A 22,715-nucleotide genomic window follows, 5' to 3' on the forward strand; every position below is an offset into this window, starting at 1 on the left:
TGTAACTGCTTAAATGGATCAAGTAGAAAATCAATAATTCGGCTTTGGCTGTATCACCTGGGCGCAAGGGTATACATTAGTTAATTTATCTTCGTTATTTTGCAGTAATCCAGCAGCTAAGAGAATGGTATTTAGAGGTTGACGAATATCATGAGAAAGCATAGAAACAAATTCTGATCGGAACTGGTGATTTCATTTGCTTTCACTAGTTCAGCAGTGCAATCGTCAACTCGAAATTGTAATGTCTGATTTACTTGATGTAATGGTTTAAATCCAAGAGCTAAACCACATCCGTAGTTTATAACTTTCGGATGTGATGGGTAAACCTAAGTAAATGGGCAACCAATACACAAAAGCCACCAAAATCATCACAAAAATGGTGACACCGATCGCCTGCAATGGCCGATAATAACTACGCAGACACTGATCAACAAACCAAGCGATCGCTAAAAATGCAAATACTACAGCCGTCATGTAGTGGTAAATAAAAGCGCACCGCGATACTCTCATCCAAGGTGCTAAGTTAGTGGCATAATTTACAACTATATATAAGGCAATCCATGTATCAACAGTGATATTTTTTGGTAAGGTAAACCGTTTTTGCTGTTTCCAAAACATGAATATTGCAACAATCAGCATTCCTATTAAAAATAAAATGGCAGCAGCACCAAACCACCATAAAAAAGGATTACCCATTGCATGAACATCATAAATAATTTTTCCAGCGTTAGCAGGTAAATCAGGCCCCAAGCCAGGTAATGGATCAGTCACTTTTTGGGCTGTTTGATAATAATATGCCATTGGTCTAGTTAACAACGGCCATTTATACCAAGCAGCACAGTAGGGGTGTACTTCAGCATTATTTCCACCCAGCCGTTCGTGAAAAGCTAAGATTTGCTTGTGGACGGCGATAAATCCGTATTTGGTATCTAGTTGTAAATGGGGAATCCAACTCAGACTATAAATAGTAAGTGGGAGGACTCCTAAAAATAAGACAACTTGCCAAACATACAATTGAGTTAAATTTTGTAGCGGTGAGGAGGATTGTTGATTATTTTCTGGAGGATTCTGATTGATTTTTTTGCCTGAAATATCCCATATCCAAGCAAATATCCACAAAAAATAAACGCCAGCTAGAAAAAATAACCCATTCCATTTAGTAGCAATTGAACAACCAAAAGCGATACCCGCAATTATTAAATATAATTTCCGCTTTTGTCTCTGGTTATTTAAGGCTAAAAGAAATAACCAATGGCCTAACAAACCAAATAAAACTATATATATATTAATTAAGGCATAGCGAGATTCAACAATAAATATGCCATCAACAGCGGTGAATAAGCCAGCAATTAAGGCAAAACTACGCCGAGAACTTAATTGATAAGCAATTCCCGCATTGAGTAAAGGGATAAACGAACCTAAAAAAGCATTAATCCAACGATAATCCCAAGGCGATCGCAGTGAACCAGTCAGTCCATTTACGCTCTCATGCACAAATCTTACATGACTACCGAGCCATATTCCCATTGCAATAATATATTTACCTAATGGGGGATGACCATCAAAAAAGGGAACATGAGTAAGATAGTTGTTGCCAAATTTAGCGTAGTAAACTTCATCAAAGACTAAGGTGTTAAACCTATCTAATCCCCAAAACCTCAAAGCGAGTGAAATTAAAAATATACTCGCTAAACCAATACGGAACCAGTTTTTAGTCATTAGTCAATGGTCAATAGTCTTTAGTCATGGTTATTTGTCATTCTTTGCCGTGTCTCTGTTGTCTCTGACTCCCTAGCTTCTTTTTGGAACAAAAATAATTCTATGCCGTAATACTTGTTTGTTCTACCCATAGGTTTCATACCTAGTCGCTGAGTAACGCGGATAGAGGCATGATGTTCTGGTTTGACAACAGCATAAATTACAGGCAATTGCAGTATATTAAATCCGTATTTGAGCATAGCTTGTGCTGCTTCTGTTGCATACCCTTGACCCCAAGAAGCACGTCGTAAGTGCCAACCAACCTCATAATCCTGAGTAGGTAAACGATGATTATCAGGTAGTTGTTCGAGGAGGATCGTGCCGACAATTTCTGTGGTTTCTTTTTCTACAATTGCCCAAGACCCAGTACCATTATTTAATCTTTGGTATTCCTCGACGTTCTCTATTAAGTGCTGGTGTTGTAATTCTATGCTCTTGATCAGAGCATTTATACCAAGAAAGTACGTTACTTCCGGATCACCATAAATTGCAAACGCTTGTTCAGCATCACTGTCGGGTATCCAACTACGAATGAGCAAGCGTTCAGTTTCAAACAGAATTGTCATCTTACCTTGGGTTGAGATTAGCAGCGATCGCTACCTTTAGGTCATAATCTTTTACTGCTGCTAATCTTACTAACTCTAGATGCACTTTTAACCATCCTGCGGCTAAAAATCTATTTCTAGTTTTTACTGAGGATTTTCGACTTTGGCGATTTCCAGCATTGTCTTTAACACCGAATCTGGATTTAAACTGATAGAATCAATTCCCTGTTCGACTAAAAATTGGGCAAATTCTGGATAATCGCTGGGTGCTTGTCCGCAGATACCGATTTTTCGGTGGCGTTTTTTGGCTGATTCAATGGCCATTTTGACCATTTGCTTAACGGCGGGACTGCGTTCATCAAATAATCTGGCGACTAAAGCCGAATCTCTGTCTAAACCCAAGGTTAGCTGAGTTAAATCATTGGAACCGATGGAAAAACCATCAAATACTTCTGCAAATTCTTCTGCCAAAATTACGTTACTTGGTAACTCGCACATGACATAAACTTGCAAGTTATTCACACCTTGTTTTAAGTCATTTTTTGCCATCTCTGCTAATACTAACCGCCCTTCTTCGGGAGTGCGGCAAAATGGAATCATGGGGATGACATTGGTTAAACCCATTTCATCTCGGACTCGTTTGATGGCTTGACATTCTAAGGCAAAAGCGGCTTTATAACCCTCATCATAATAACGTGCTGCACCACGCCAACCCAGCATGGGGTTTTCTTCATGAGGTTCAAATTGTTTACCACCTAATAAATTGGCGTATTCATTACTCTTAAAATCTGACATCCGCACAATTACAGGTTTGGGATAGAAGGCTGCGGCAATTCTGCCTATACCTTGGGCTAATTTATCCACAAAATATTGTGGTTTATCATCATAAAGTGAAGTGATTTCTGCAATTTGGGCTTTCACTTTTTCATCTTGCAATTGGTTGTAGTGAATTAACGCCATCGGATGAATTTGAATTTGATTCGCAATGATAAATTCCGTCCGCGCTAAACCTACGCCATCATTGGGAATTGCAGATAAGCTAAAAGCCTCTTGAGGATTTCCCACATTCATTAAAATTTGCGTGCGGGTGTGGGGTAAGTTTTCTAAGGGAACTTCTTTGACTTCAAAAGGTAATAAGCCGGGATAAACTTGACCTTCTTCGCCTTCAGCACAGGAAATTGTGACTTCTTGATTATTTTGCAAGACTTGTGTCGCATTCCCGCAACCAACGATCGCCGGCACACCCAATTCTCGTGCAATAATCGCTGCATGACAGGTACGTCCGCCAGCGTTGGTAATAATTGCACTGGCGCGTTTCATAATTGGTTCCCAGTCGGGGTCGGTTCTTTCGGTGACTAAGACATCCCCCGGTTGAAATTCCTGAATGTTGCGGACATCTAAAATTAGGCGGACTTTACCTTGGCTGATGGCTTCGCCTATGGCGCGTCCTGTAACTAGAGGTAATGGGGTTTCCTTACCTGATATCAAGCGATAACTCCGCAAGACATTGCCGTTTTTCTGCGACTGCACAGTTTCAGGACGCGCTTGCACTATAAATAGTTGATTGGTAATGCCATCTTTTGCCCACTCAATATCCATTGGGGTGTAATTACCGTGGACTTGGGAATAATGGTCTTCGATGACGCACGCCCATTTTCCTAGTTGTAAAATTTCTTCATCATTCAGGGCAAATTTAGTGCGATCGCTTTCACTAACGGGTACATTTTTGGTTAACTTACAATTATCATCTTCTGCCCTAACTGTTAATGTATGGGCGCTATCAGCAGCACAAGCCATGACATCTATTTCCGTTGCCGGCACATAAATCATTTTGATTTCTTTACTACCCAATTTCTTATCTAGAATTGGGCGAAAACCTGTTTTTAATGTGGGTTTAAATACCACATATTCATCGGGATTGACGGCACCTTGGACGACGTTTTCACCTAAACCGTATGCAGCCGTAATCAAAGCGGCATCTTTAAACCCGGTCTCGGTATCAATCGAAAACATCACCCCAGATGTTGCTAAATCAGAACGCACCATTTTTTGGACACCAACGGATAAAGCCACATCAAAATGATCAAATCCTTTAGTATGACGATAAGAAATAGCGCGGTCAGTAAATATAGAAGCAAAACATTTGTGACAAGCTGTGATTACTTCTTCCACACCAACAATATTTAAATAAGTTTCTTGCTGTCCAGCAAAACTCGCATCGGGGAGGTCTTCAGCAGTGGCGCTAGAACGGACTGCAACATCAGTTTCAGTTTGATATTGATCACATAAACTTGTGTAGGCTTTGGCAATTGCCTGTCGTAAATCTTCAGGGAATGGTGTGTGCAGTAATAGCGATCGCGCTTTGTCTCCACGTTCGCGTAAATTGTTTACATCCTCAACATTTAAGTCAGCAAAAAGTTGACGTAATTTTGCTTCTAAACCTGCTGATTGGATGAAATAACGATAAGCATAAGCCGTAGTTGCAAACCCCATTGGTACATTCACACCTTTGGGGTTTAATTGTTGAATCATCTCTCCCAAGGAGGCATTTTTTCCACCTACTAGGTGTATATCTTTAATGCCTACCTCATCAAACCAAAGAATCAGCGATCGCTCTTGAGAAAGTGAAGAAAATGTTTGATGAGATACTGTAACCATAAGTGTTACCTCCCAAATAGATATTCTCGTTAATGAGTTTTAAATTTTAGTGAATAACTTTGATATCTCGCACCCAGCAGGTATTTTGGCGCTTAATTAGCGTCTGACAAATTTTGTGGCTGCTTAATAATTCCTTTGGGATCACGATAACAAATAAATCCAAGTTTTGGGTAGTATGTGCAGCATTCCTTAAAATAGTTCATCAAGTATCAACAAATACTGCATGAATTAGCAACTTTCTCAAACAATTACGCAAAATGTAACGAAAAATAAAGAGACATTGCATTGCAATATCTCTTTAAATACCCATTTTTAATGGGTATTTAGGGGAGTCTAGATATGTACAACTCACATTAAATTGGTATTAGCTTGATTGGTACTAACTTACTATTGCTGCTTTATTGCAAAGTTCCACGTTTTATTTGTTCGCTTTCAATTGCTTCAAATAAAGCCCGAAAATTACCTTCGCCAAAACCTTGCGCTTGGAAACGCCTTTCAATAAACTCAAAGAAAAATGTCGGCTGTGCAAAGATAGGTTGAGTAAAAATTTGCAGTAATAAAGCGTTTTGACTATTAACCTGCCAGTCTACTAAAATTTCTTGTTGTGCGATCGCTTCTAGTTCTAAGGGCGATAAGCGGAATTCTGTCCGCTTTTTTAGCTGGGAGTAGTAAGTTTGGGGAACTGACAGTAAAGATAAACCACGGCTACGTAATTGGGCGATCGCACTAATCAAGTTGGATGTTCGCAAAGCAATGTGTTGAATCCCCGCACCGCGATTCACAGTTAAAAATTCTTGAATTTGCGAATTACTCGAAGCTGGTTCATTAATGGGTAATTGTACACTGCCATTGCGGGAAACTAGCACTTGGCTATATAACCCAGAGCGATCGGTGGTAATTTTAAATGCTTGTTGTGGTTGCAAATCTAAAACGTTTTTGTACCAAGCCACAGCACGCTCTAACTCACCAACTGGTACATTTAACACTAGATGATCGATGGTGGTAAACATAGGGCGATCGCGTGTTTCCCGTTTTCCCCCCACTGGTTTTTCCATCAAAGTATGAGTCATTCCACCCCAAGCCGCAATTTTACCGCACTTATAACCGAGATATTCTTGGATGGGTTCTAAGATTGTAGCTCCTTGTGTGGCTGCTTGAGCGATCGCATCTGCTACATCTGTTACAGCAAAAGCAATATCCGCCACACCAGGAGGATGTTGACGCAAAAACTCCGCAACCGGACTTGTGGGCAATAATGGTGAAGATAGCAAAAAACAAATAGCACCACTTTGTACCATTTCCGTACAAGTGTGATTGAAACTTATTCCACTATTAACTGCGGTAAATCCTAGATAATCTACGAACCAATCCCGCCAAACCGGAGCATTTTCTACATAGAAGTGAACGTGAGCAATTTCCATAAATCTCGAAAATCTAGCATGAGAGCTTATCTATGTCTAAATTTTGCCTGTTTTGCTAGATTATCAAGTCCTTCCTAAGCAATAATTATGTAAGCATCCTACATGATTACACCTGAATAAGCAAGAGTTTGTATAGGAGGTTATTTAACTGCTATCTCCCATCCTTTAGGTGTTTTCTTGAGTTTAAATGAAGTACAAGATTGCAGAAATTTAATAAAACTACCACTTAATTGCAAGCTTTTGATTTGTTCGGTAATGGATTTACCATATTGCTGCTTAAACTCGCCACCCACGAGGTTAATGTTAATGTGAATTCCGGGAGAGTTGCTAGTTAGTTTATTAACAATATTTTTTAATACCTGTTCTAATTGTAGTTTGGTAGCAATACTTGTTAATTGAGACTTAGCAGCACTATCTGTAACTGCATTTTTAGTAGGATCAATTTCAAATAACGTGATATATACTGGAGCATTTAGATCAATTTGATGAAGGACAAATTCAGCCGGGTAATTCACAAATATTTCCCTAGCTTTCTTCCCTGGTAAGTGTTTAGCGGCCACCTGAGTAATATTTACTTTATACTTATCCTTATAGTTTTGGGAGATTGTAGCTAAGTTAATCCAATAACTATGAGTGCGTTTTTGTTCTGCTTTAATTAACTCTTTAATTTGGGGAATAAATTGAGATATATCGGGAATCTCTGGTACAGCATTATTACTTCGTCTCACAAGCTGATCTGTGTAACTATTTAATACTGTAATATCTTCACCTTGTTGACTTACTTGATATACTGTTAAGCCATGTTGCCGTAAATGGTTACATAAATTAGTCATCACTTTATCAGAAGAACAAACCAAAACTTCTCTCGCTTTGGGATATCTTTCGTGAATAGATGAACCAAAGGCGATCATTTTTCCGTCAGCATTATCTTTACCTACGGGGACATGAATTAAATCGTAACCACGTCCATGCAACTCTACATCTAGTTTGCTCATGCCGCACCAATTGGCAAAGGCGATTTTAATTTGAATTGGACAAGTACAAACTGTGGTTAAAAATTTTTCGGTTTCAGTGTTGATTTGTAAGTTTTCCGCATCTAATAATAAAACTGCTACCTCAGTTTTGTTACCAGAAGCAGCATAGACAAGCATTTGTTCGGCTTCAGATGACTGAATTTCGGTGATCCGACCTGAGCCATTTAACTCAGTTGTTTTAGCATAGCTCATAAATTACCACAGGTAATTTAGCTTAGATGATTTATTATCCAAGCTAGGAAAATACTCATGTTATATCTATGCAATAAACTATCTGATAACCGTAAAACTCCTGAAAATAAATTTCCTTAGATCCCCGACTTCTTTAAGAAGTCGGAGATATGAACATCACCAATTTTGATAAATAATAAATATAGGACTTATATTAGATTTTAGAAAAAACAGTACACAAAAAATACTCTTTCCTCAGCCTGATTTCAGACTTCAAACTTCAGACTTTTTCTACTAGCCTCTATTTTCATATTTATTACCACCCAGACGGCTTAACACATATTCACGAGTACGGACATCTAAGGCGTTAGTAAAAATTTTTTTTGTCAGTCCAAATTCTACCATTTGACCAATACGATGTTCATTGGTATTGAAAAAAGCTGTGAAATCAGATATGCGGGTGACTTGCTGCAAATTATGGCTAATAATTACCATTGTTAATTCCGATCGCAAACGCAAACTCTGAATTAAACCTTCCACCTTTGTCGTCGCTATCGGATCAAGCCCAAAACAAGGTTCATCCATCAGAATGACTTTCGGTTTAACTGCTAAAGCACGGGCTATACAAAGTCGTTGTTGTTGTCCGCCAGAAAGCTCTAAAGCAGATTTATGCAGTTTATTTTTGACTTCATCCCAAAGATCAGCCTCTTTGATAGCAGATTCGACAATTTGATCTAACTCTACCTTCGGTCGCCATCCCAGGATTTTTACACCGTAAGCAACATTATCATAAACACTCATAGGAAAAAGATTTGGCTTAGGCAGCACCATGCTAACTTGGCGACGTAAGCGATTTAAATTGACTCGACGCTCATAAATATTTTGATTGTAAAATTCTACTTTCCCCTCAACTTGAACATCAGCTTCTAATTCGTTCATCCGATTGAGGCTTTTAATAAAAGTAGACTTACCACAACCACTAGGGCCAATAATTGCTGTTACTTTGTCCTGGTAAATATCCATTGATACCCCTTCCAGGATTTTTTGGGTGTTGTAGTAAAGGCTAAGATTTTTAACTTTGATTGCTGGAATTAGCTTATTCATGCCAGAAAATCGTAAGTGTATAGATGTTGACTAAACGCAATCATAAAAATCCGTGGCTTTGTATTACTACACTGGTGATCAAACTGGAAGTTAATTTCTACAATTTCGTTATACAGCAAATATACTGATATTAGATATCTGTATAAGATTCAAGTAAAAAATCATAACTCTCCTTAAGATTTACTGTAAAATATGCTACCACGTAATCCTACAACTTTCCGATTTTTTATTGGTAAATTTCGGAATTTTTGAGATTTATTTTTAGATATTGCCAGCAAAAAACGATATTAAGACCTATTTCATAAACTCTTCTTTAAAAAGCAAATTGTTTTTTAAACTTTGCATAAATTTTTTGCAGCGCGTCATTGTTTTTTTAAATAGATTATGTATTTTTAGTAGCTAGTCTACAAGTGTAAAGATGGCGATCGCTACAAAATTGAGACTTAAATATAGATACTACATACTTACGCCATAAGATAGAAAGAAAATCAACGTTAATGTGCTTTATGTCTACAGAGTGAATTTTGTTATGTTCTAATTATTTGATTTTGTATATAAAATATTATACTTTATTTTAGCTAAATACTTACGCGATTAAAAAATAAACTTCTAAGTCATGGCTAAATTTAAATATACCTTAATAACTAATTTTTCAGCATTTAAATTAACACATAGTTGCTGGAAAATACAGCATCTTTTAAATAAGTGAAGCACACTATTTAAGTCTCGAATCTAGGTAGAGAGACTATTCTAATTCTGATGTATGAATTTCCACTCCAGAATTCTGCTTGATTATTGATTCAGCAGAGATCAGGTTAACAATACATCTCTAAAAGAATACTGAAGAATATAGTGCTGCTTAACCGCATCATCATAATCAAAAATGCGTCAAAGCTTAACTACTTTATAACCAATAATTAATTTTTTTATTACCTTGGTAAGTCACTTTTTTTACAGTGATAGGTAAAGTCTTGACCCTCCGAATTTTAGATTTTGGATTTTGGATTTTGGATTTTTTTGGGGTACAAGCCCCACCCCTAGTGGGCGGAAAAATCTAAAAGACGCTCGCGGACTTGCTAACGTCAATCTAAAATCCTCAAGCCCCGTACCTTTGTGGTCGAGGTTAATCCAAAATTGGTTGACCAGTTATTAACCTGATCAATTTTTTAGACCTTTGGAAACACAAAGCATCAAACAAAAGAGGATCGTTGTTGTGAGTAAAATTAACTTGAAGCTTAATAGCTGGACAGTAGTTGCCGGGATTTCGATGATCACAACTACTTTGGGTTTATCCATGTCTGCGGTTCAATCTCAAAGTGTGAAAACTATTGCAATTGATGGTTCTAGTACTGTTTTCCCCATCACAGAAGCAGTAGCAGAAGAATTTCAAAAATCTCAAGGCGGTAGAGTTCGGGTGACAGTGGGTGTTTCCGGTACTGGTGGTGGGTTTAAAAAATTCTGTCGGGGTGAGACAGATATTTCCGGTGCTTCCCGTCCCATTCTGCAAAAAGAAATCGAAGCTTGTAAAGCAGCTGGTATTCGTTACATGGAACTACCAGTAGCTTATGATGCCTTAACAGTAGTAGTTAATCCACAAAATACTTGGGTGAAGAATTTGTCTGTTGGCGAACTCAAAAAAATGTGGGAACCAGGCGCACAGGGTAAAGTTAATAATTGGAGTCAGATCCGCCAAGGATTTCCCAATGCACCTTTAAAGTTATTTGGCCCTGGTGCTAATTCGGGAACTTTTGACTATTTTACCGAGGCTATTGTGGGCAAAGCGAAATCTAGTCGCGGTGACTTTACAGCCAGTGAAGACGACAACGTACTTGTACAAGGTGTGTCACGGGATAAAAACGCCATTGGCTATTTTGGTTACGCCTACTATGCAGAAAACCAAAAAAGGTTAAAAGCAGTACCTGTTAATGGTGTATTACCATCGCCAACTACCGTAAAAAATGGTAGTTACTCTCCCTTATCTCGTCCTTTGTTTATCTACGTCAGTTCCAAGTCTGTGGATAAACCAGAAGTGAAACAGTTTGTGCAATTTTATTTACGCAATGGGGCAAAATTCGCCCAAGAAACAAGATATGTAGCGTTACCAGCTTCCGCCTACACCACAGCCCAAAGCCATTTTGGTAAAAAGAGATTTGGGACTGTTTTTGGTGGTAAAGAGGCTGTAGGCTTGAAAATTGAAGAACTGCTGCGTCGAGAAGCTCAGTAATTCAACTTATTTCCTGATTTTATCGTTTTTCATTAGATCCCCGATTTGTTCAAGAAGTCGGGGATCTATCAAAGTTGAGTCTGGTATTCTGAGCATGACTATTGCCAAAAAAACTCGATTTTCTGCCAAGCTGTTACGTGATTTGCGAGAACGAATCATCGAATTTATCTTGTTTCTCTCAGCGTTATCTTCGGTAGCAACAACAATAGCTATCGTGGGTATTTTGCTTTACGAGTCGGTGAAATTCTTCCATCAAGTATCGTTATGGGAATTTTTGACAGATACTCAGTGGACACCGTTATTTGATGACAAGCATTTTGGTATTTGGCCTTTAGTTGCTGGTACATTAACTACAACAGCAGTCGCCTTATTCGTAGCTATCCCTTTGGGGACAGTCATTGCAATTTACCTGAGTGAATTTGCACCTCCCGTAGTTAGGGAAGTAGTTAAGCCAGTTTTAGAATTACTTGCAGGTATTCCGACTGTTGTTTATGGTTACTTTGCACTGTTATTCGTCACGCCATTGTTGCAAGTTCTGTTACCAGACTTATCTGGTTTTAATATGCTGAGTGCAGGTTTAGTTATCGGGATGATGATTATTCCCTACGTGAGTTCCCTGAGTGAAGATGCGATGCGTGCTGTTCCGACACATTTACGGGAAGGATCTTACGCAACGGGGGCGACACGCTTACAGACAGCGTTACGTGTAGTTTTACCCTCAGCAATTTCAGGTATTTCCGCTGCGTATATTTTGGGAATTTCCCGCGCTGTGGGGGAAACAATGGTGGTGGCTATTGCAGCAGGAGGACAACCAAATCTCACCTTTAACCCCTTGGAACCAGCGGCAACCATGACTGCTTATATTGTCGGCGTGAGTCTGGGCGACTTACCCCACGGTAGTTTGGAGTATGAAACTATCTTTGCAGTGGGACTGACGCTGATGCTGATGACCTTGGTATTCAACATTATTGGTTATTTCCTCAGCAAGCGCTATCGAGAAATTTATTAAGATGGTTAGTCAAACGATTCCCTACATTCGCAAAATTATCACGCGCAACAAGCGATCGCAAAATATTTTTAGCATCATTGGCTTGTTGTCTATGTTAATTGGTATTGCCACCTTACTCGCATTAATCTTTGACTTGTTTAGTGATGGATGGCCGCGTCTTTCTTGGCAATTTCTCACCTCATTTCCCAGCCGCAAAGCCGAACAAGCAGGTATCCTCTCGGCTTGGGTAGGGACAATGTTAGTCATGCTAGTTACAGCATTCGCCGCAATTCCCATTGGTATCGCATCGGGAATTTATTTAGAAGAATACGCCCGCAAAAACTGGATATCTGCTTTAATCGAAATTAACGTCACCAACCTCGCCGGAGTCCCTTCCATCATTTACGGACTTTTGGCGTTGGGTGTGTTTGTCTATGGCTTAAACTTGGGTCAAAGTGTAATTACCGCTGGGTTAACTTTAGCATTATTAGTTTTACCAGTAGTCATTGTCACTACCCGCGAAGCCCTCCGCGCCATTCCTAATAGCATTCGGGAAGCCGCCTACGCTACTGGTGCTTCCAAATGGCAAATGATTTGGGATCATGTTTTGCCATATTCTACCGGGACAATTTTAACTGGAATTATTGTCGCATTAGCCAGAGCGATCGGGGAAACTGCACCCCTAGTTACCATTGGCGCACTCACATTTATCGCTTTTTTACCAGACTCCCCCATCACAGGACAATTCCCTTTTGTCTCCTTTGCTTGGTTACTAGCTCCCTTCACAGTACTACCAATTCAAATGTTTGATTGGGTGTCTCGTCCTCAAGCTGAATTTCAGGTGAACGCCGCCGCCGCAGGTATCGTGCTAATTGCTATTACCCTCGCCATGAATGCTGTCGCTATTTACATTCGCTATCGTTTACGCCAAAAAATCAAATGGTAGAAACTCCTCTGAAAGCCTCTGTTGATTACCTCAATTTTTACTACGGTGGCAAAGTTCACGCCCTCAAAGACATTCATTTACCCATTGCAGATAAGCAGGTAACAGCCCTAATTGGCCCTTCTGGATGTGGTAAAACCACCTTGCTGCGATGCTTTAACCGGATGCACGATTTATATCCAGGAAATCGCTATAAAGGTGAAATCACCCTCAAACCAGATGGAATTAACCTCCTCAGTCATAAAGTAGACCCCATTGAAGTACGAATGCGAATTAGCATGGTATTTCAAAGACCAAATCCTTTTCCTAAGTCAATTTACGAAAATGTTGCTTATGGTTTGCGAGTCCGGGGTGAATCAAAACGTGGTGTGATTGATGACAAGGTAGAAAAAGCTTTACGCAACGCCGCTTTATGGGATGAAGTCAAGGATCGGTTAAATGATTTAGCCTATAATCTTTCTGGTGGTCAACAGCAGAGGTTATGTATTGCCCGTGCATTAGCTACTGAACCAGAGATAGTGTTATTTGATGAGCCGACATCTGCATTAGACCCCATAGCTACTGCCAGTATTGAAGAGTTGATTGGCAAGTTAAAAGAAACAGTAACAATATTAATTGTCACTCACAGTATGCAGCAGGCCGCGCGGGTTTCTGACTATACGGCGTTTATGTATTTGGGTGAATTGATTGAATTTAACAAAACAGAAGTGATTTTTCATCATCCCACCGATAAAAAGACCGCAGATTATGTAAGTGGGCGATTTGGGTAATGTGAGAGTAGTGAGTGGACATGGTTATAGTCCACTATTCCGATGCTGCCCACCTTTCCATTTTTTACTCCCCTCTTTTTTCTCCTCCTCAAAACTATATCTATCAACTTTTTCAGCTTTTTTAAGTCTTTTTACTTTTTGTTGAGAAAGATCCGGTTAATGGATAGCCTTTTTAAGGGGGTCGCCGCAGGCGAGGGGATCTTAACTAAACCGTATTAAAACCATGTAGAAACGTGACATATCACGTCTCTACAGTATTTAAAATATACAAACTGCTCTAATGTGTAATTCCTAATTCAGAAATTCTGTAATATTCTCTACTAAGTAGAATTTCTTCAACAAACAATACACAAAAAATCCTCTTTTCTACTCCCAACTGACCAAGAGAATTTCCTACATCAGATGATAAACAAATTATATTAGCAGGATGCAAATATTTTCTACAACAACTGACAAGACAGTTAAAAAAGTTATCATATTCTAAATTTTTATCATTAACCTTTTGATAGATTAGACCTGATCAAAAAAAGCTGTATATTGGGACGAGCTAACATATAATTTATGATTGCTCTTCATGCTGTATCAGTAAATTGCATCTCAACAGACCGAAAATTATTTACTGTATTTTTAGTAACCTGATAAGTCATGACATCCCCTGAGCCGCAAATTGATTTTGAAAAAGAACTTCCAGAAACATCAGAACAACCACCTCAAAATAGATGGCGCTGGTGGCGATTATTGTTAGCTTTAATACTAATAGTAGGGGGTGGAGTGGCGATCGCTTGGCGTTTACTTACTCCTGTACCTCAAACACCGTCAACTCATGCTCAAACACCAGGGGTAAGAGCTAAAATTTCACCTGTGCAATTAGGCACAATTGAGGAAAGTGCAGACTATATTGCAACTTTAGAATCTCGGCGTTCCATCAACCTCCAGTCGAGAATTCCCGGACAAATTACCCAGATATTTGTCAAGCCGGGACAGACTATCACCGCAGGTACACCCATTATCCAAATAGATTATAAAGCCCAACAACCAACAGCCCTAGGCAACAATGGTTCAACCCAAGCAACCGCAGCACTACTAGAAAGCGCTCGCGCCACACTCCGCGCTTTGGAAGTAGAACGGATATCAAAGTTGGCTGAGGTGCAATCAAATCAATTAGATTACGATAGATCTGCCAATCTAGCAGACCAAGGTGCAATATCACGACAGTCTAAGGATTTATCTGCTAACAGGCTGGCGACGGCGAGGGCTAATCTTGATGCGGTGAATTCTCGAATTCAAGCCCAAAAAGCTAGTATCTTACAAGCGGAAAATGCTATCCAGCAAGCTGATATTAATAGTAGACAACCACCCGCGTCGCTTCAGTATGACAAAATTACTGCACCCTTTGGTGGTACGGTGGGCGATATCTCCGTCAAAGTTGGTGATTTTGTCACGACTTCTTCACGACTTATGACTGTTGCTGAAAACCGACCTTTAGAAGTTGCTTTAACTCTACCACTAGAGCGCGGCCCCAAATTACGCAAGGGAATGCCTATAGAAATTATGAATTCTCAAGGGCAAGTTCTGGGTACAAGTCGAGTATTTTTAATTACGCCCAATGTGAGCAATCAACCACCATCAATCTTAATTAAAGCATTGTTTAATAATCCCCAAGGGCAGTTAAGGGCTGGTCAATTAGTGCGGACAAGAGTGATTTGGAGTCAGCATTCTGGAGTTTTGATTCCGACTACAGCAGTAACTCGCGTGGCGGGGGAAACTTTTGTCTATGTGGCGAAACAGCAAACAACCCCTCAAGGAGTTTCACAGGTGGTAGCGCAACAAAGGCGCGTGAAGTTAGGCAATATCAAAAATAACTATTACCAAGTTTTGGCAGGATTACAGCCGGAAGATGAAATTATTATCTCAGGGTTGCTGAATATTCGGGATGGTGTGGCTATTGTGCCTGAGTCTTAGTGTGGGTAAATTTAACCTTGGTGCGTTAGTTTAAGAGCAAATTATCGCTAGTAAAGCAGGATTAATATATGGCAGCTTTAACAGGGAAAGTTGCAATTGTGACTGGTGCATCGCGGGGTATTGGCAGAGCGATCGCTTTAAAATTAGCTCATCAAGGTGCATCTGTTGTAGTTAATTATGCCGGGAATGCAGCCAAAGCCCAGGAAGTTGTTGCAGAAATCGCACAACTGGGAGTGCAAGCAATTTCTATCCAAGCTGATGTGGGGAATGTGGCTGATATTGAAGCACTTTTTCAGAAAACAATTGCCCATTTTGGCAAGATTGATATCTTGGTCAACAATGCTGGCACAATTATTTACAAGCCAATTACAGAAATTACTGAAGCAGAGTTTGACAAACTTTTTGCTGTCAATGTCAAAGGTACTTTTTTTGCCTGTCAACAAGCTGCACAGCATTTAGCCATAGGTGGCAGAATTATTAATTTTTCTTCATCCACTACAGGGATGATGTTACCAACCTACAGTGCTTATGCTGCAACTAAAGGCGCAGTGGAACAGATAACGCGGGTGTTGTCTAAAGAGTTAGGTGCTAAGGAAATCACGGTGAATGTTGTTTCTCCTGGCCCAACAGATACAGAACTGTTCCGTGAAGGTAAAACCACAGAACAAATCAATCGTCTAGCCCAAATGTCGGCTTTTAACAAGCTGGGTGATGTCCAAGAAATTGCCGATGTGGTGGCTTTTTTAGCTAGTGAGGAAGCACGTTGGATAACTGGGCAAAATATTCGCGTCAATGGCGGGGCAGTTTGAGAAATTTATCAATAAAAAATCTGGCAAATTTTTAGTTTTATAATCTTCCTGGAACAGCAGTCAAAACAGGTAAAGAAAGATGGGCGAACAGAAATTTGGATAAAACGTTTTCTGGTATACAAAATTTCCTCATTAACCTGATTTAAAGTCTGTTTTTTTTGCTAGGCAATATTAGCTGATAGGTATCTCAACACTATGGATTTATCCAACATTACTACTCTACATAACTTAGAAGCAGCCTTCGGTGGTGAATCGATGGCGAACCGCAAGTATTTGTTTTTCGCTAAAGTTGCTAGTAAATTAGGATTTGCGGATTTAGCAAAACTTTTCCGTGAAACCGCAGAACAAGAAACCGAACACGCTTTTGCTCATTTTCAGTTGCTGCATCCAGAACTAGTGGTTGAAGATCCTGCGGCTTTAACTGATGAACAAAAAAAGCAAATTATCTCTCGTTGCTTATCTTTAGCAATTGAAGGAGAGACTTACGAATACACTACAATGTATCCTGAATTTGCCGCCGCGGCACAAAGTGATAGGGACAATCCAGCCGCCGCCGAATTTCTCAAACAAGCACAAGAATCTGGCGAACACGCTGATACATTTCGAGAAGCCGCACACCGTTTTGGTTTGCTTAAATTTATCGAAAATTACCACGCCGATCGCTACACTGAAGCATTAGAAGTCTTAAATGGTGGGCAAGCTGTCGCCAAAGTAGCGAGTGATGATCCTCAAACGCGCAAATGGATTTGTCGTCAATGCAGTATGATTTACGATCCGGTGGCTGGCGATCCCGATTCGGGAATTGCACCTGGTACACCGTTTGAAGATATTCCTGATGATTGGCAATGTCCAATTTGTGGTGCTACCAAAAAGACTTTTAAACCACTAGAAGAAAAAGTTGCTGCTTAAGATATAAAGATTAGAGACTAGTAGAGTCCGCCGTAAATAAGCACCCCATTTCAAATTGCCAAAAAGGTTCATATATAAGCTTTTTGACTTTACGGCGGTACTAGTCTCTAATCCTTCGTCTCTGTTTCATCTGCAAAATTTAGTTAATAGAAAATTACAGTAAAATACTCAGCAACTGTAAAGTTCTTGCTTATCAATACTCGCTGTTACACTATTTTTCAACTAACTCAGAATCAATGTAATCTTCTGTATGACTACACCCTTCACCCATTGAACGATCTCGGAATATTCGACAACAAGTATGCTCATCGTCTACACTTGTTTTTTGATTTATGTCTGCGGGACGATGCGAATTTTCTTCTACAATTTTCCAAGTTGTGTTAATCACTTCTTGTGTATTTGTATATTTGCCTAATTCGCTGCGAAATTTATGTAGTTGCTCATCTTCAGGTGTTACCAAAATATTCATTGGTTGAGTACCTCTGTTATCTGTTATAAAATTCTACTGCGTTTTGCTATTAATAACCTTTTGATTAACTATAGAAAACATAAATAAGTTGTTAACAAATCTATTTATTATCTGTTGCTTTTTCAATCTCTTGACGAGCCAGTTGATAAATCAAATGGATTGTTATCTTACAACAAAATAAAAAGACCAATATTAAGAGATTTATACTGATTGTGGTTATGAGTAGGATTTTACGCGTATTTCTGCTGTATTGTAGTCGCTCCTAGTTTATATTTACAACGACAATTGTGAAAATCCGCTGAAGTCAATTGATACAAAACAGCGCCCCATCCTAAAATTAGGGGACGGGAGTTTCACAGCCCATTAAACTTAGATGAATGCTGACGACTTTTTTAACCAAGGGTTTAACAAAAATTTGCAAGGAGACTTTCAAGGAGCGATCGCAGATTATACGGAGGCTATTCAGCTAAAACCTAACTTTGCTGAAGCCTATTATAATCGCGGCAATATTTTTTATAGCTCACTCCGAGATTATCGTGCAGCGATCGCCGATTTCCACAAGGCAATTCAACTTAAACCTAATTTTGCTGAAGCTTATCATAACCGAGGCAACACGCTTTACTCTCTAGCAGATTATGAAGAAGCGATCGCTAATTATGAATGGGCATTAGCCATCAATCCCAAATTAGCAGAATCCCATCACGGTCGCGGAAATGTTTACTGTGCGTTAGGAGAGTATGATCGAGCGATCGCTGATTATCACCAAGCGATCGAGATTAATCCTGAATTAGTGACACATATAGATTTTGACATAGCGCGAGCTTTTCATTATCGGGGTGTAGCTCGCAGTGAAAATGGCGATTATCAAGGCGCATTAGCAGATTTTCAGCAAGCATTACAGTGGTATCCCCAATATGCTGCCGTTTACAGCAGTCGAGGGAATATTTTCCATATTTTAGAAGAATATGAGCAAGCGATCGCCGATCATGAACGAGCATTACAGCTAGATCCTCATTTAGTGGAGGCTTATCATTATCGAGGTAATACTTGCTATGCTTTAGGCGACTATCCAGGTGCAATTGCTGATTATAATCGCGCCTTACAAATTAACCCACATTTTGCCCAGGCGTACTACAATCGCGGACTTGTTCGTTCTTACCTCAAAGATTATCCAGCGGCGATCGCGGACTTTAACCAAGCTCTGCAATTAAATCCTGATGATGTGCAAGCATACTACGAACGGGGATTAGTCCGGGCAACTTTAGGCGATTTTCCAGGTGCGATTACCGATTATGAACAAGCACTAGCAAAAAATCCGACTTTAGCTTTAGTCTACGGTTTTTTGGCTCATGCCCGTTGTCAGTTGGGTGACTATCAAGGCACAATCGCCGATAGCAATCACATATTGCAAATTCACCCCGAATATGCAGAAGGATACTGCGATCGCGCTACGGCTCGTCGTTGTTTAGGCGATTATCAAGGAGCAATTTTAGATTACAATCGTGCCTTGCAACTCCACCCTAATTTAGCTACAGCATACTATGGTCGTGGTTTAGCCCGCGAAGCTCTGCAAGATTATCTCGCAGCAGTAGAAGAATACGCCCAAGCAATCAAAATCGATCCTGATTTTTCTCCAGCTTACTGTAACCGGGGTAATGCCCTCCGCCTTTTAGGTGCTGAACAAAGAGCTTTAGCTGATTACAATCAAGCCATCAAAATCAACCCCAGTTTAGTAGAGGCTTATTACAATCGGGGTTCCCTGCACTATGCTTTGCAAGACTATCATGGTGCAATTGCCGATTACACCACAGCTTTGCAAATTAACCCTAACTCAGCAGCATTTTACAGCGATCGCGCCAGTGCTTACTATGCTCTGCAAGATTATCAAAAGGCGATCGCCGATTATAATCAAGCCATTGTCCTTGACCCCAGTTTTGCCGAAGACTGGTATCATCGCGGACGTAGCCGTTTGCTATTGGGCGACTTACAAGGCGCATTAGCTGACTTAAACCAAGCCTTGCAACGTCAACCTCATTGGGCTTCAGCTTATATGTTACGCGCTGATGTCTACCGCCAACTAGAAGATTTTCAAGGTGCGATCGCTGATTTTCAACAATCTGCCAACATCTATTATCAAGAAGGAAACATTGAGTATTATCAACAAATGTTAACAGCGATCGCCCAACTAAAATCTAACGTCTAAAGCGAGGAAATTTTCTCCTTAATTAGCTAGATTGAGGCAATTTTTGCATAAAGTCTATGTTTATTTTGTAAATTACTGGTTTGACATAGATTTCTCAGCTATTATGATTGATTAGCGTATAGTTTTGTTGTTTTTTGGGAAAGGCGGAGAGCAGATATAAATCAAGCATCCGCCATTTATTTTTTCAAGTAATTTGACGAATCATAGCAATATCAAAACATCAAATACCCAGCTAGAGACTTGGAAAAAATGAGCTATCTTTCATACAAAATACTCGTGTAGTGTAATTCTTAATGTGAAAGGTGTAGCGATCGCTTTAACTTTCTCTTGCGATTCCTCATCATTACCAAAAGTCACACATAGACTATCAATTTCCTCGCTGGGTTGAAAGGAACTGCAAAAAGTCACAACCGCACAGTTAACATCAGTTATTGTGGCAAATTGTCAACTCATGTGCGTTAAATTACTAAACAATAGTAATAGTCGTCGTTGAGCAGTTTGTTTATGACTGAAAATGATCACAACGAGCAATCCACAAGCCATGAGTTATCTTCACATTCCGGTGCGAGATACTGGGGTAACGTGGAGGTAATAGAAGAAGGTGATAACTATAGAATTAGTCGCGTGGAAATTAAGCCCAGGCATGGCATTAAACCACAAATCCATTACCATCGCAATGAACATTGGGTTGTAGTATCTGGTGTTGCTAAGGTAACTTGTGGAGAAGCGGAAGTGTTGCTGAACCGCAATGAATCTACTTACGTTCCAGCCGCAACATTACATAAAGTAGAAAATCCTGGCTTAATTCCCTTAGTAATTTTAGAAATTCAAAACGGGGAATATTTGGGTGAGGATGACATAGAACGTCCTTATGACCTCAACTTAATCAAGCCAACATCTGAAAATAAGTGAAGTGTATCAATGGTCAAGAGTTAATAGTCAAAAATTACTTTTAACTTTTGACTTTTGACTTTATTAAAACCATCCTTCTTGTTCCAAAGTTTCAATTAGCTGTAAGCCACGAGGGTCGCCTACGCCGAGTAGTGAGGCTTTGGCATCTTCTCGCACGCCTAAATCTTTGTCTTCAGCAAAGGCTTGAATTAAAGCATCAATGGCTGTGGCATAAACAATATTAGAGGGCAATTCTTTGCATAACTGTCCAATTGACCAGGCGCTATTACTCCGAACTGCGGAAATTGGGTCTTGGACTAAAGCTTCAATTAAAGGGGGAATTGCCCCAACAACGGCTTCGTAACCCACCTCGGCCATTTGTGCTAAAGCACTAGCCGACCACAAGCGTACAGCGGAAATATCTGTTCTTAAAGCATCTGCTAGGGGTGCTAAACAACGGCGATCGCGGCAATTACCCAACGCCCAAACTACGCCTTTACGGACATAGCCGTTCCAGTCGTGGTGGAATTGGGAAATTAACGGTTCTACCGCTTCTGTACTAGGATTGCGGCCAATACTATATGCTGCACTCACTCGCACTAGGGGGCATGAATCCGTTAACAAGCGAATCAATAGGGGGGTAGCTCTTTCATCTTCAATATCACAAAAAGCACGCGCCGCCAACATTCTCTGCTGCGGTTGCGGATTTTCCAGAAGGGCTAACATCACTTCTGGATCTGGTTTTGCCACTTCTGACTCAGCAGTTAGTGGCTCCATTTTATCGAGAGGGCTTTCTAGCTCTACGTCAGGATCGAGTAGGCTGAGGTCATCGTCATCATACATACTTCATTTAAATGCCCAGCGGGATTTTCAGATAACCCCCCGTGCCAATAATTCTAAGCCTGATAGGTATTTGCTAAATTATTGTACACTTTATGTTCGACATGATTAGATTTGTTTGGGAAATAGGGAGTGGGGAGTTGGGAATGGTGAGTAGAACTAATGACTAATTGCTAACTGTCCCAAGTGTTTCAGAATTTTTAGCACTGCAAACAAATTGTTACGAGACTGCGATCGCCATGCTTCTAGCCATAGCTGTCACCGACGAAATAACCTGAAAGTTCTTTCAACATCCACAGAGATTGAGTTTGATAACCGAGTTGGTGGTAGAGATTTAAGGCGGGTTGGTTGGATTGAAAGACTTGTAAGCCAATTTGTTTATCGCCTCTTTTCATTGCCCAATTTTCTACATACTGCATCAAAGCTTTACCAATTCCTCGCCGTCGATATTCTGGAACGACGTAAAGCAGAAAAATATGAGCATGGCGATCACCATTAACTTGATCTACTGCATTCCCCACCCAAAGACAAGCAACGGGAGACGCAGAAGAATTGAGTTGATTTATTTCCCCATTTTCCCCTGCACCCTTACCCCCCTGCACCCTTAATTCCACATCTACCCACCATAAAGGCGTATCTTTGGATAAATATTGCTCAACTGTGCGGGCGAGGTGGGCAAAATCTTGCTGGGGGAAACGCTCCTGGTAAGTGCTTTGCATGAACTTGACTAGGAGCGATCGCTCTAATGTAGAGCCACGACGAATCAAATACCCTGGTAGAAGTTGCTCAGACACTTTATTTGCTGAGGCTGAACAAATCAATAGTAGTAGCCGGCATAATCACACCAGTGCCTTCAATGGGTGCGGGTGCGGCCATATCGGAAGGTAAGAAGATGCGGGCGCTGGTTGCTACTAGAGCAACAATAAATACTAAAACTACTAGTAACGGGGCGATGTATTGACGAAATATAGCCATAAGTTTAGTGCTGAGTTGTGAGTGCTGAGTGCTGAGTGCTG

20 protein-coding genes and 1 pseudogene are annotated in these 22,715 nt (G+C 40.1%); 9 read left to right on the forward strand and 12 right to left on the reverse strand.

The annotated features are described in order from the left end of the window. Window positions 1-78 precede the first annotated feature (78 nt). From NOS7107_RS28365 to NOS7107_RS25860, 7 genes and pseudogenes are all read right to left on the reverse strand, one after another. Window positions 79-254: pseudogene (locus tag NOS7107_RS28365) on the reverse strand (histidine kinase dimerization/phospho-acceptor domain-containing protein); the annotation flags it as partial. Window positions 255-267: 13 nt separating this feature from the next. Continuing rightward, window positions 268-1,719 carry a dolichyl-phosphate-mannose--protein mannosyltransferase gene (locus NOS7107_RS25835; protein WP_015115889.1) on the reverse strand — a complete coding sequence of 484 codons (1,452 nt, stop codon included), beginning with the start codon at window positions 1,717-1,719 and terminating at the stop codon, window positions 268-270. A gap of 20 nt (window positions 1,720-1,739) precedes the next feature. Next, entirely contained in the window at window positions 1,740-2,324 is a 585-nt protein-coding gene (locus NOS7107_RS25840; protein WP_015115890.1) for a GNAT family N-acetyltransferase, read from the reverse strand. A gap of 123 nt (window positions 2,325-2,447) precedes the next feature. Further along, complete coding sequence (gene ppsA, locus NOS7107_RS25845; RefSeq protein WP_015115891.1) at window positions 2,448-4,961, reverse strand: phosphoenolpyruvate synthase; 2,514 nt, start codon at window positions 4,959-4,961, stop codon at window positions 2,448-2,450. A 398-nt stretch (window positions 4,962-5,359) separates the two neighbouring features. Then, window positions 5,360-6,382 carry a 4-hydroxyphenylpyruvate dioxygenase gene (gene hppD / locus NOS7107_RS25850; protein ID WP_015115892.1) on the reverse strand — a complete coding sequence of 341 codons (1,023 nt, stop codon included), beginning with the start codon at window positions 6,380-6,382 and terminating at the stop codon, window positions 5,360-5,362. Window positions 6,383-6,522: 140 nt separating this feature from the next. Continuing rightward, window positions 6,523-7,608, reverse strand: coding sequence for an NYN domain-containing protein (locus NOS7107_RS25855; protein ID WP_015115893.1), 1,086 nt, complete (start codon window positions 7,606-7,608; stop codon window positions 6,523-6,525). Between the two features lie 273 nt (window positions 7,609-7,881). Beyond that, window positions 7,882-8,691, reverse strand: coding sequence for a phosphate ABC transporter ATP-binding protein (locus NOS7107_RS25860; protein WP_015115894.1), 810 nt, complete (start codon window positions 8,689-8,691; stop codon window positions 7,882-7,884). Window positions 8,692-9,904: 1,213 nt separating this feature from the next. Between NOS7107_RS25860 and NOS7107_RS25865 the strand changes: the two genes are divergently transcribed. From NOS7107_RS25865 to NOS7107_RS25895, 7 genes are all read left to right on the forward strand, one after another. After that, window positions 9,905-10,915, forward strand: coding sequence for a PstS family phosphate ABC transporter substrate-binding protein (locus tag NOS7107_RS25865; protein WP_015115895.1), 1,011 nt, complete (start codon window positions 9,905-9,907; stop codon window positions 10,913-10,915). Between the two features lie 94 nt (window positions 10,916-11,009). After that, window positions 11,010-11,924, forward strand: a complete 915-nt coding sequence (gene pstC, locus NOS7107_RS25870) for a phosphate ABC transporter permease subunit PstC (RefSeq protein WP_015115896.1) — start codon at window positions 11,010-11,012, stop codon at window positions 11,922-11,924. A 1-nt stretch (window position 11,925) separates the two neighbouring features. Continuing rightward, window positions 11,926-12,849, forward strand: coding sequence for a phosphate ABC transporter permease PstA (gene pstA / locus NOS7107_RS25875; protein WP_015115897.1), 924 nt, complete (start codon window positions 11,926-11,928; stop codon window positions 12,847-12,849). Beyond that, a complete protein-coding gene (gene pstB, locus NOS7107_RS25880) occupies window positions 12,843-13,616 on the forward strand; it encodes a phosphate ABC transporter ATP-binding protein PstB (protein ID WP_015115898.1) in 774 nt (257 codons plus the stop codon). Before pstA ends, pstB begins: the two co-directional genes overlap by 7 nt. A 645-nt stretch (window positions 13,617-14,261) precedes the next feature. Continuing rightward, window positions 14,262-15,578 carry an efflux RND transporter periplasmic adaptor subunit gene (locus NOS7107_RS25885; RefSeq protein WP_015115899.1) on the forward strand — a complete coding sequence of 439 codons (1,317 nt, stop codon included), beginning with the start codon at window positions 14,262-14,264 and terminating at the stop codon, window positions 15,576-15,578. A 68-nt stretch (window positions 15,579-15,646) separates the two neighbouring features. Then, the gene (locus NOS7107_RS25890; RefSeq protein ID WP_015115900.1) at window positions 15,647-16,387 is read left to right on the forward strand and encodes an SDR family oxidoreductase; all 741 of its coding nucleotides are present in this window, start codon (window positions 15,647-15,649) and stop codon (window positions 16,385-16,387) included. Between the two features lie 195 nt (window positions 16,388-16,582). Next, a complete protein-coding gene (locus tag NOS7107_RS25895) occupies window positions 16,583-17,296 on the forward strand; it encodes a rubrerythrin family protein (RefSeq protein WP_015115901.1) in 714 nt (237 codons plus the stop codon). A gap of 211 nt (window positions 17,297-17,507) precedes the next feature. Here the strand turns inward: NOS7107_RS25895 and NOS7107_RS25900 are convergent, their stop codons facing one another. Next, a complete protein-coding gene (locus NOS7107_RS25900; protein WP_015115902.1) occupies window positions 17,508-17,765 on the reverse strand; it encodes a hypothetical protein in 258 nt (85 codons plus the stop codon). A gap of 373 nt (window positions 17,766-18,138) precedes the next feature. On the opposite strand from NOS7107_RS25900, the gene NOS7107_RS25905 reads away from it, so the two are divergent. Beyond that, a complete protein-coding gene (locus tag NOS7107_RS25905) occupies window positions 18,139-19,968 on the forward strand; it encodes a tetratricopeptide repeat protein (protein WP_015115903.1) in 1,830 nt (609 codons plus the stop codon). Between the two features lie 261 nt (window positions 19,969-20,229). On the opposite strand, the gene NOS7107_RS28855 is transcribed toward NOS7107_RS25905, so the two are convergent. After that, window positions 20,230-20,376 (reverse strand): hypothetical protein, encoded by a 147-nt coding sequence (locus tag NOS7107_RS28855; protein WP_157374155.1) that lies wholly within the window; start codon window positions 20,374-20,376, stop codon window positions 20,230-20,232. 96 nt (window positions 20,377-20,472) lie between these two features. On the opposite strand from NOS7107_RS28855, the gene NOS7107_RS25910 reads away from it, so the two are divergent. Then, complete coding sequence (locus tag NOS7107_RS25910) at window positions 20,473-20,880, forward strand: phosphomannose isomerase type II C-terminal cupin domain (RefSeq protein WP_015115904.1); 408 nt, start codon at window positions 20,473-20,475, stop codon at window positions 20,878-20,880. A gap of 63 nt (window positions 20,881-20,943) precedes the next feature. Here the strand turns inward: NOS7107_RS25910 and NOS7107_RS25915 are convergent, their stop codons facing one another. The 3 genes from NOS7107_RS25915 to NOS7107_RS25925 all read right to left on the reverse strand — a co-directional run bounded on the left by NOS7107_RS25915 (window position 20,944) and on the right by NOS7107_RS25925 (window position 22,674). After that, complete coding sequence (locus NOS7107_RS25915) at window positions 20,944-21,702, reverse strand: HEAT repeat domain-containing protein (RefSeq protein WP_015115905.1); 759 nt, start codon at window positions 21,700-21,702, stop codon at window positions 20,944-20,946. Between the two features lie 242 nt (window positions 21,703-21,944). Then, window positions 21,945-22,493, reverse strand: a complete 549-nt coding sequence (locus NOS7107_RS25920) for an N-acetyltransferase (RefSeq protein ID WP_015115906.1) — start codon at window positions 22,491-22,493, stop codon at window positions 21,945-21,947. 1 nt (window position 22,494) lies between these two features. Continuing rightward, window positions 22,495-22,674 (reverse strand): hypothetical protein, encoded by a 180-nt coding sequence (locus NOS7107_RS25925; protein WP_015115907.1) that lies wholly within the window; start codon window positions 22,672-22,674, stop codon window positions 22,495-22,497. Window positions 22,675-22,715: the final 41 nt, after the last annotated feature.

It is taken from the genome of Nostoc sp. PCC 7107, assembly GCF_000316625.1.
In the GTDB taxonomy this organism is placed as follows: Bacteria; Cyanobacteriota; Cyanobacteriia; order Cyanobacteriales; family Nostocaceae; genus Nostoc_B.

Excerpts from the sequence above, each read along its gene's own strand:
- NOS7107_RS25835 (WP_015115889.1), bottom strand. The coding sequence starts at position 1,719 with ATGACTAAAAACTGGTTCCGTATTGGTTTAGCGAGTATATTTTTAATT.
- NOS7107_RS25840 (WP_015115890.1), bottom strand. The coding sequence starts at position 2,324 with ATGACAATTCTGTTTGAAACTGAACGCTTGCTCATTCGTAGTTGGATA.
- ppsA (WP_015115891.1), bottom strand. The coding sequence starts at position 4,961 with ATGGTTACAGTATCTCATCAAACATTTTCTTCACTTTCTCAAGAGCGA.
- hppD (WP_015115892.1), bottom strand. The coding sequence starts at position 6,382 with ATGGAAATTGCTCACGTTCACTTCTATGTAGAAAATGCTCCGGTTTGG.
- NOS7107_RS25855 (WP_015115893.1), bottom strand. The coding sequence starts at position 7,608 with ATGAGCTATGCTAAAACAACTGAGTTAAATGGCTCAGGTCGGATCACC.
- NOS7107_RS25860 (WP_015115894.1), bottom strand. The coding sequence starts at position 8,691 with ATGAATAAGCTAATTCCAGCAATCAAAGTTAAAAATCTTAGCCTTTAC.
- pstC (WP_015115896.1), top strand. The coding sequence starts at position 11,010 with ATGACTATTGCCAAAAAAACTCGATTTTCTGCCAAGCTGTTACGTGAT.
- pstA (WP_015115897.1), top strand. The coding sequence starts at position 11,926 with ATGGTTAGTCAAACGATTCCCTACATTCGCAAAATTATCACGCGCAAC.
- pstB (WP_015115898.1), top strand. The coding sequence starts at position 12,843 with ATGGTAGAAACTCCTCTGAAAGCCTCTGTTGATTACCTCAATTTTTAC.
- NOS7107_RS25885 (WP_015115899.1), top strand. The coding sequence starts at position 14,262 with ATGACATCCCCTGAGCCGCAAATTGATTTTGAAAAAGAACTTCCAGAA.
- NOS7107_RS25890 (WP_015115900.1), top strand. The coding sequence starts at position 15,647 with ATGGCAGCTTTAACAGGGAAAGTTGCAATTGTGACTGGTGCATCGCGG.
- NOS7107_RS25895 (WP_015115901.1), top strand. The coding sequence starts at position 16,583 with ATGGATTTATCCAACATTACTACTCTACATAACTTAGAAGCAGCCTTC.
- NOS7107_RS25900 (WP_015115902.1), bottom strand. The coding sequence starts at position 17,765 with ATGAATATTTTGGTAACACCTGAAGATGAGCAACTACATAAATTTCGC.
- NOS7107_RS25905 (WP_015115903.1), top strand. The coding sequence starts at position 18,139 with ATGAATGCTGACGACTTTTTTAACCAAGGGTTTAACAAAAATTTGCAA.
- NOS7107_RS25910 (WP_015115904.1), top strand. The coding sequence starts at position 20,473 with ATGACTGAAAATGATCACAACGAGCAATCCACAAGCCATGAGTTATCT.
- NOS7107_RS25915 (WP_015115905.1), bottom strand. The coding sequence starts at position 21,702 with ATGTATGATGACGATGACCTCAGCCTACTCGATCCTGACGTAGAGCTA.
- NOS7107_RS25925 (WP_015115907.1), bottom strand. The coding sequence starts at position 22,674 with ATGGCTATATTTCGTCAATACATCGCCCCGTTACTAGTAGTTTTAGTA.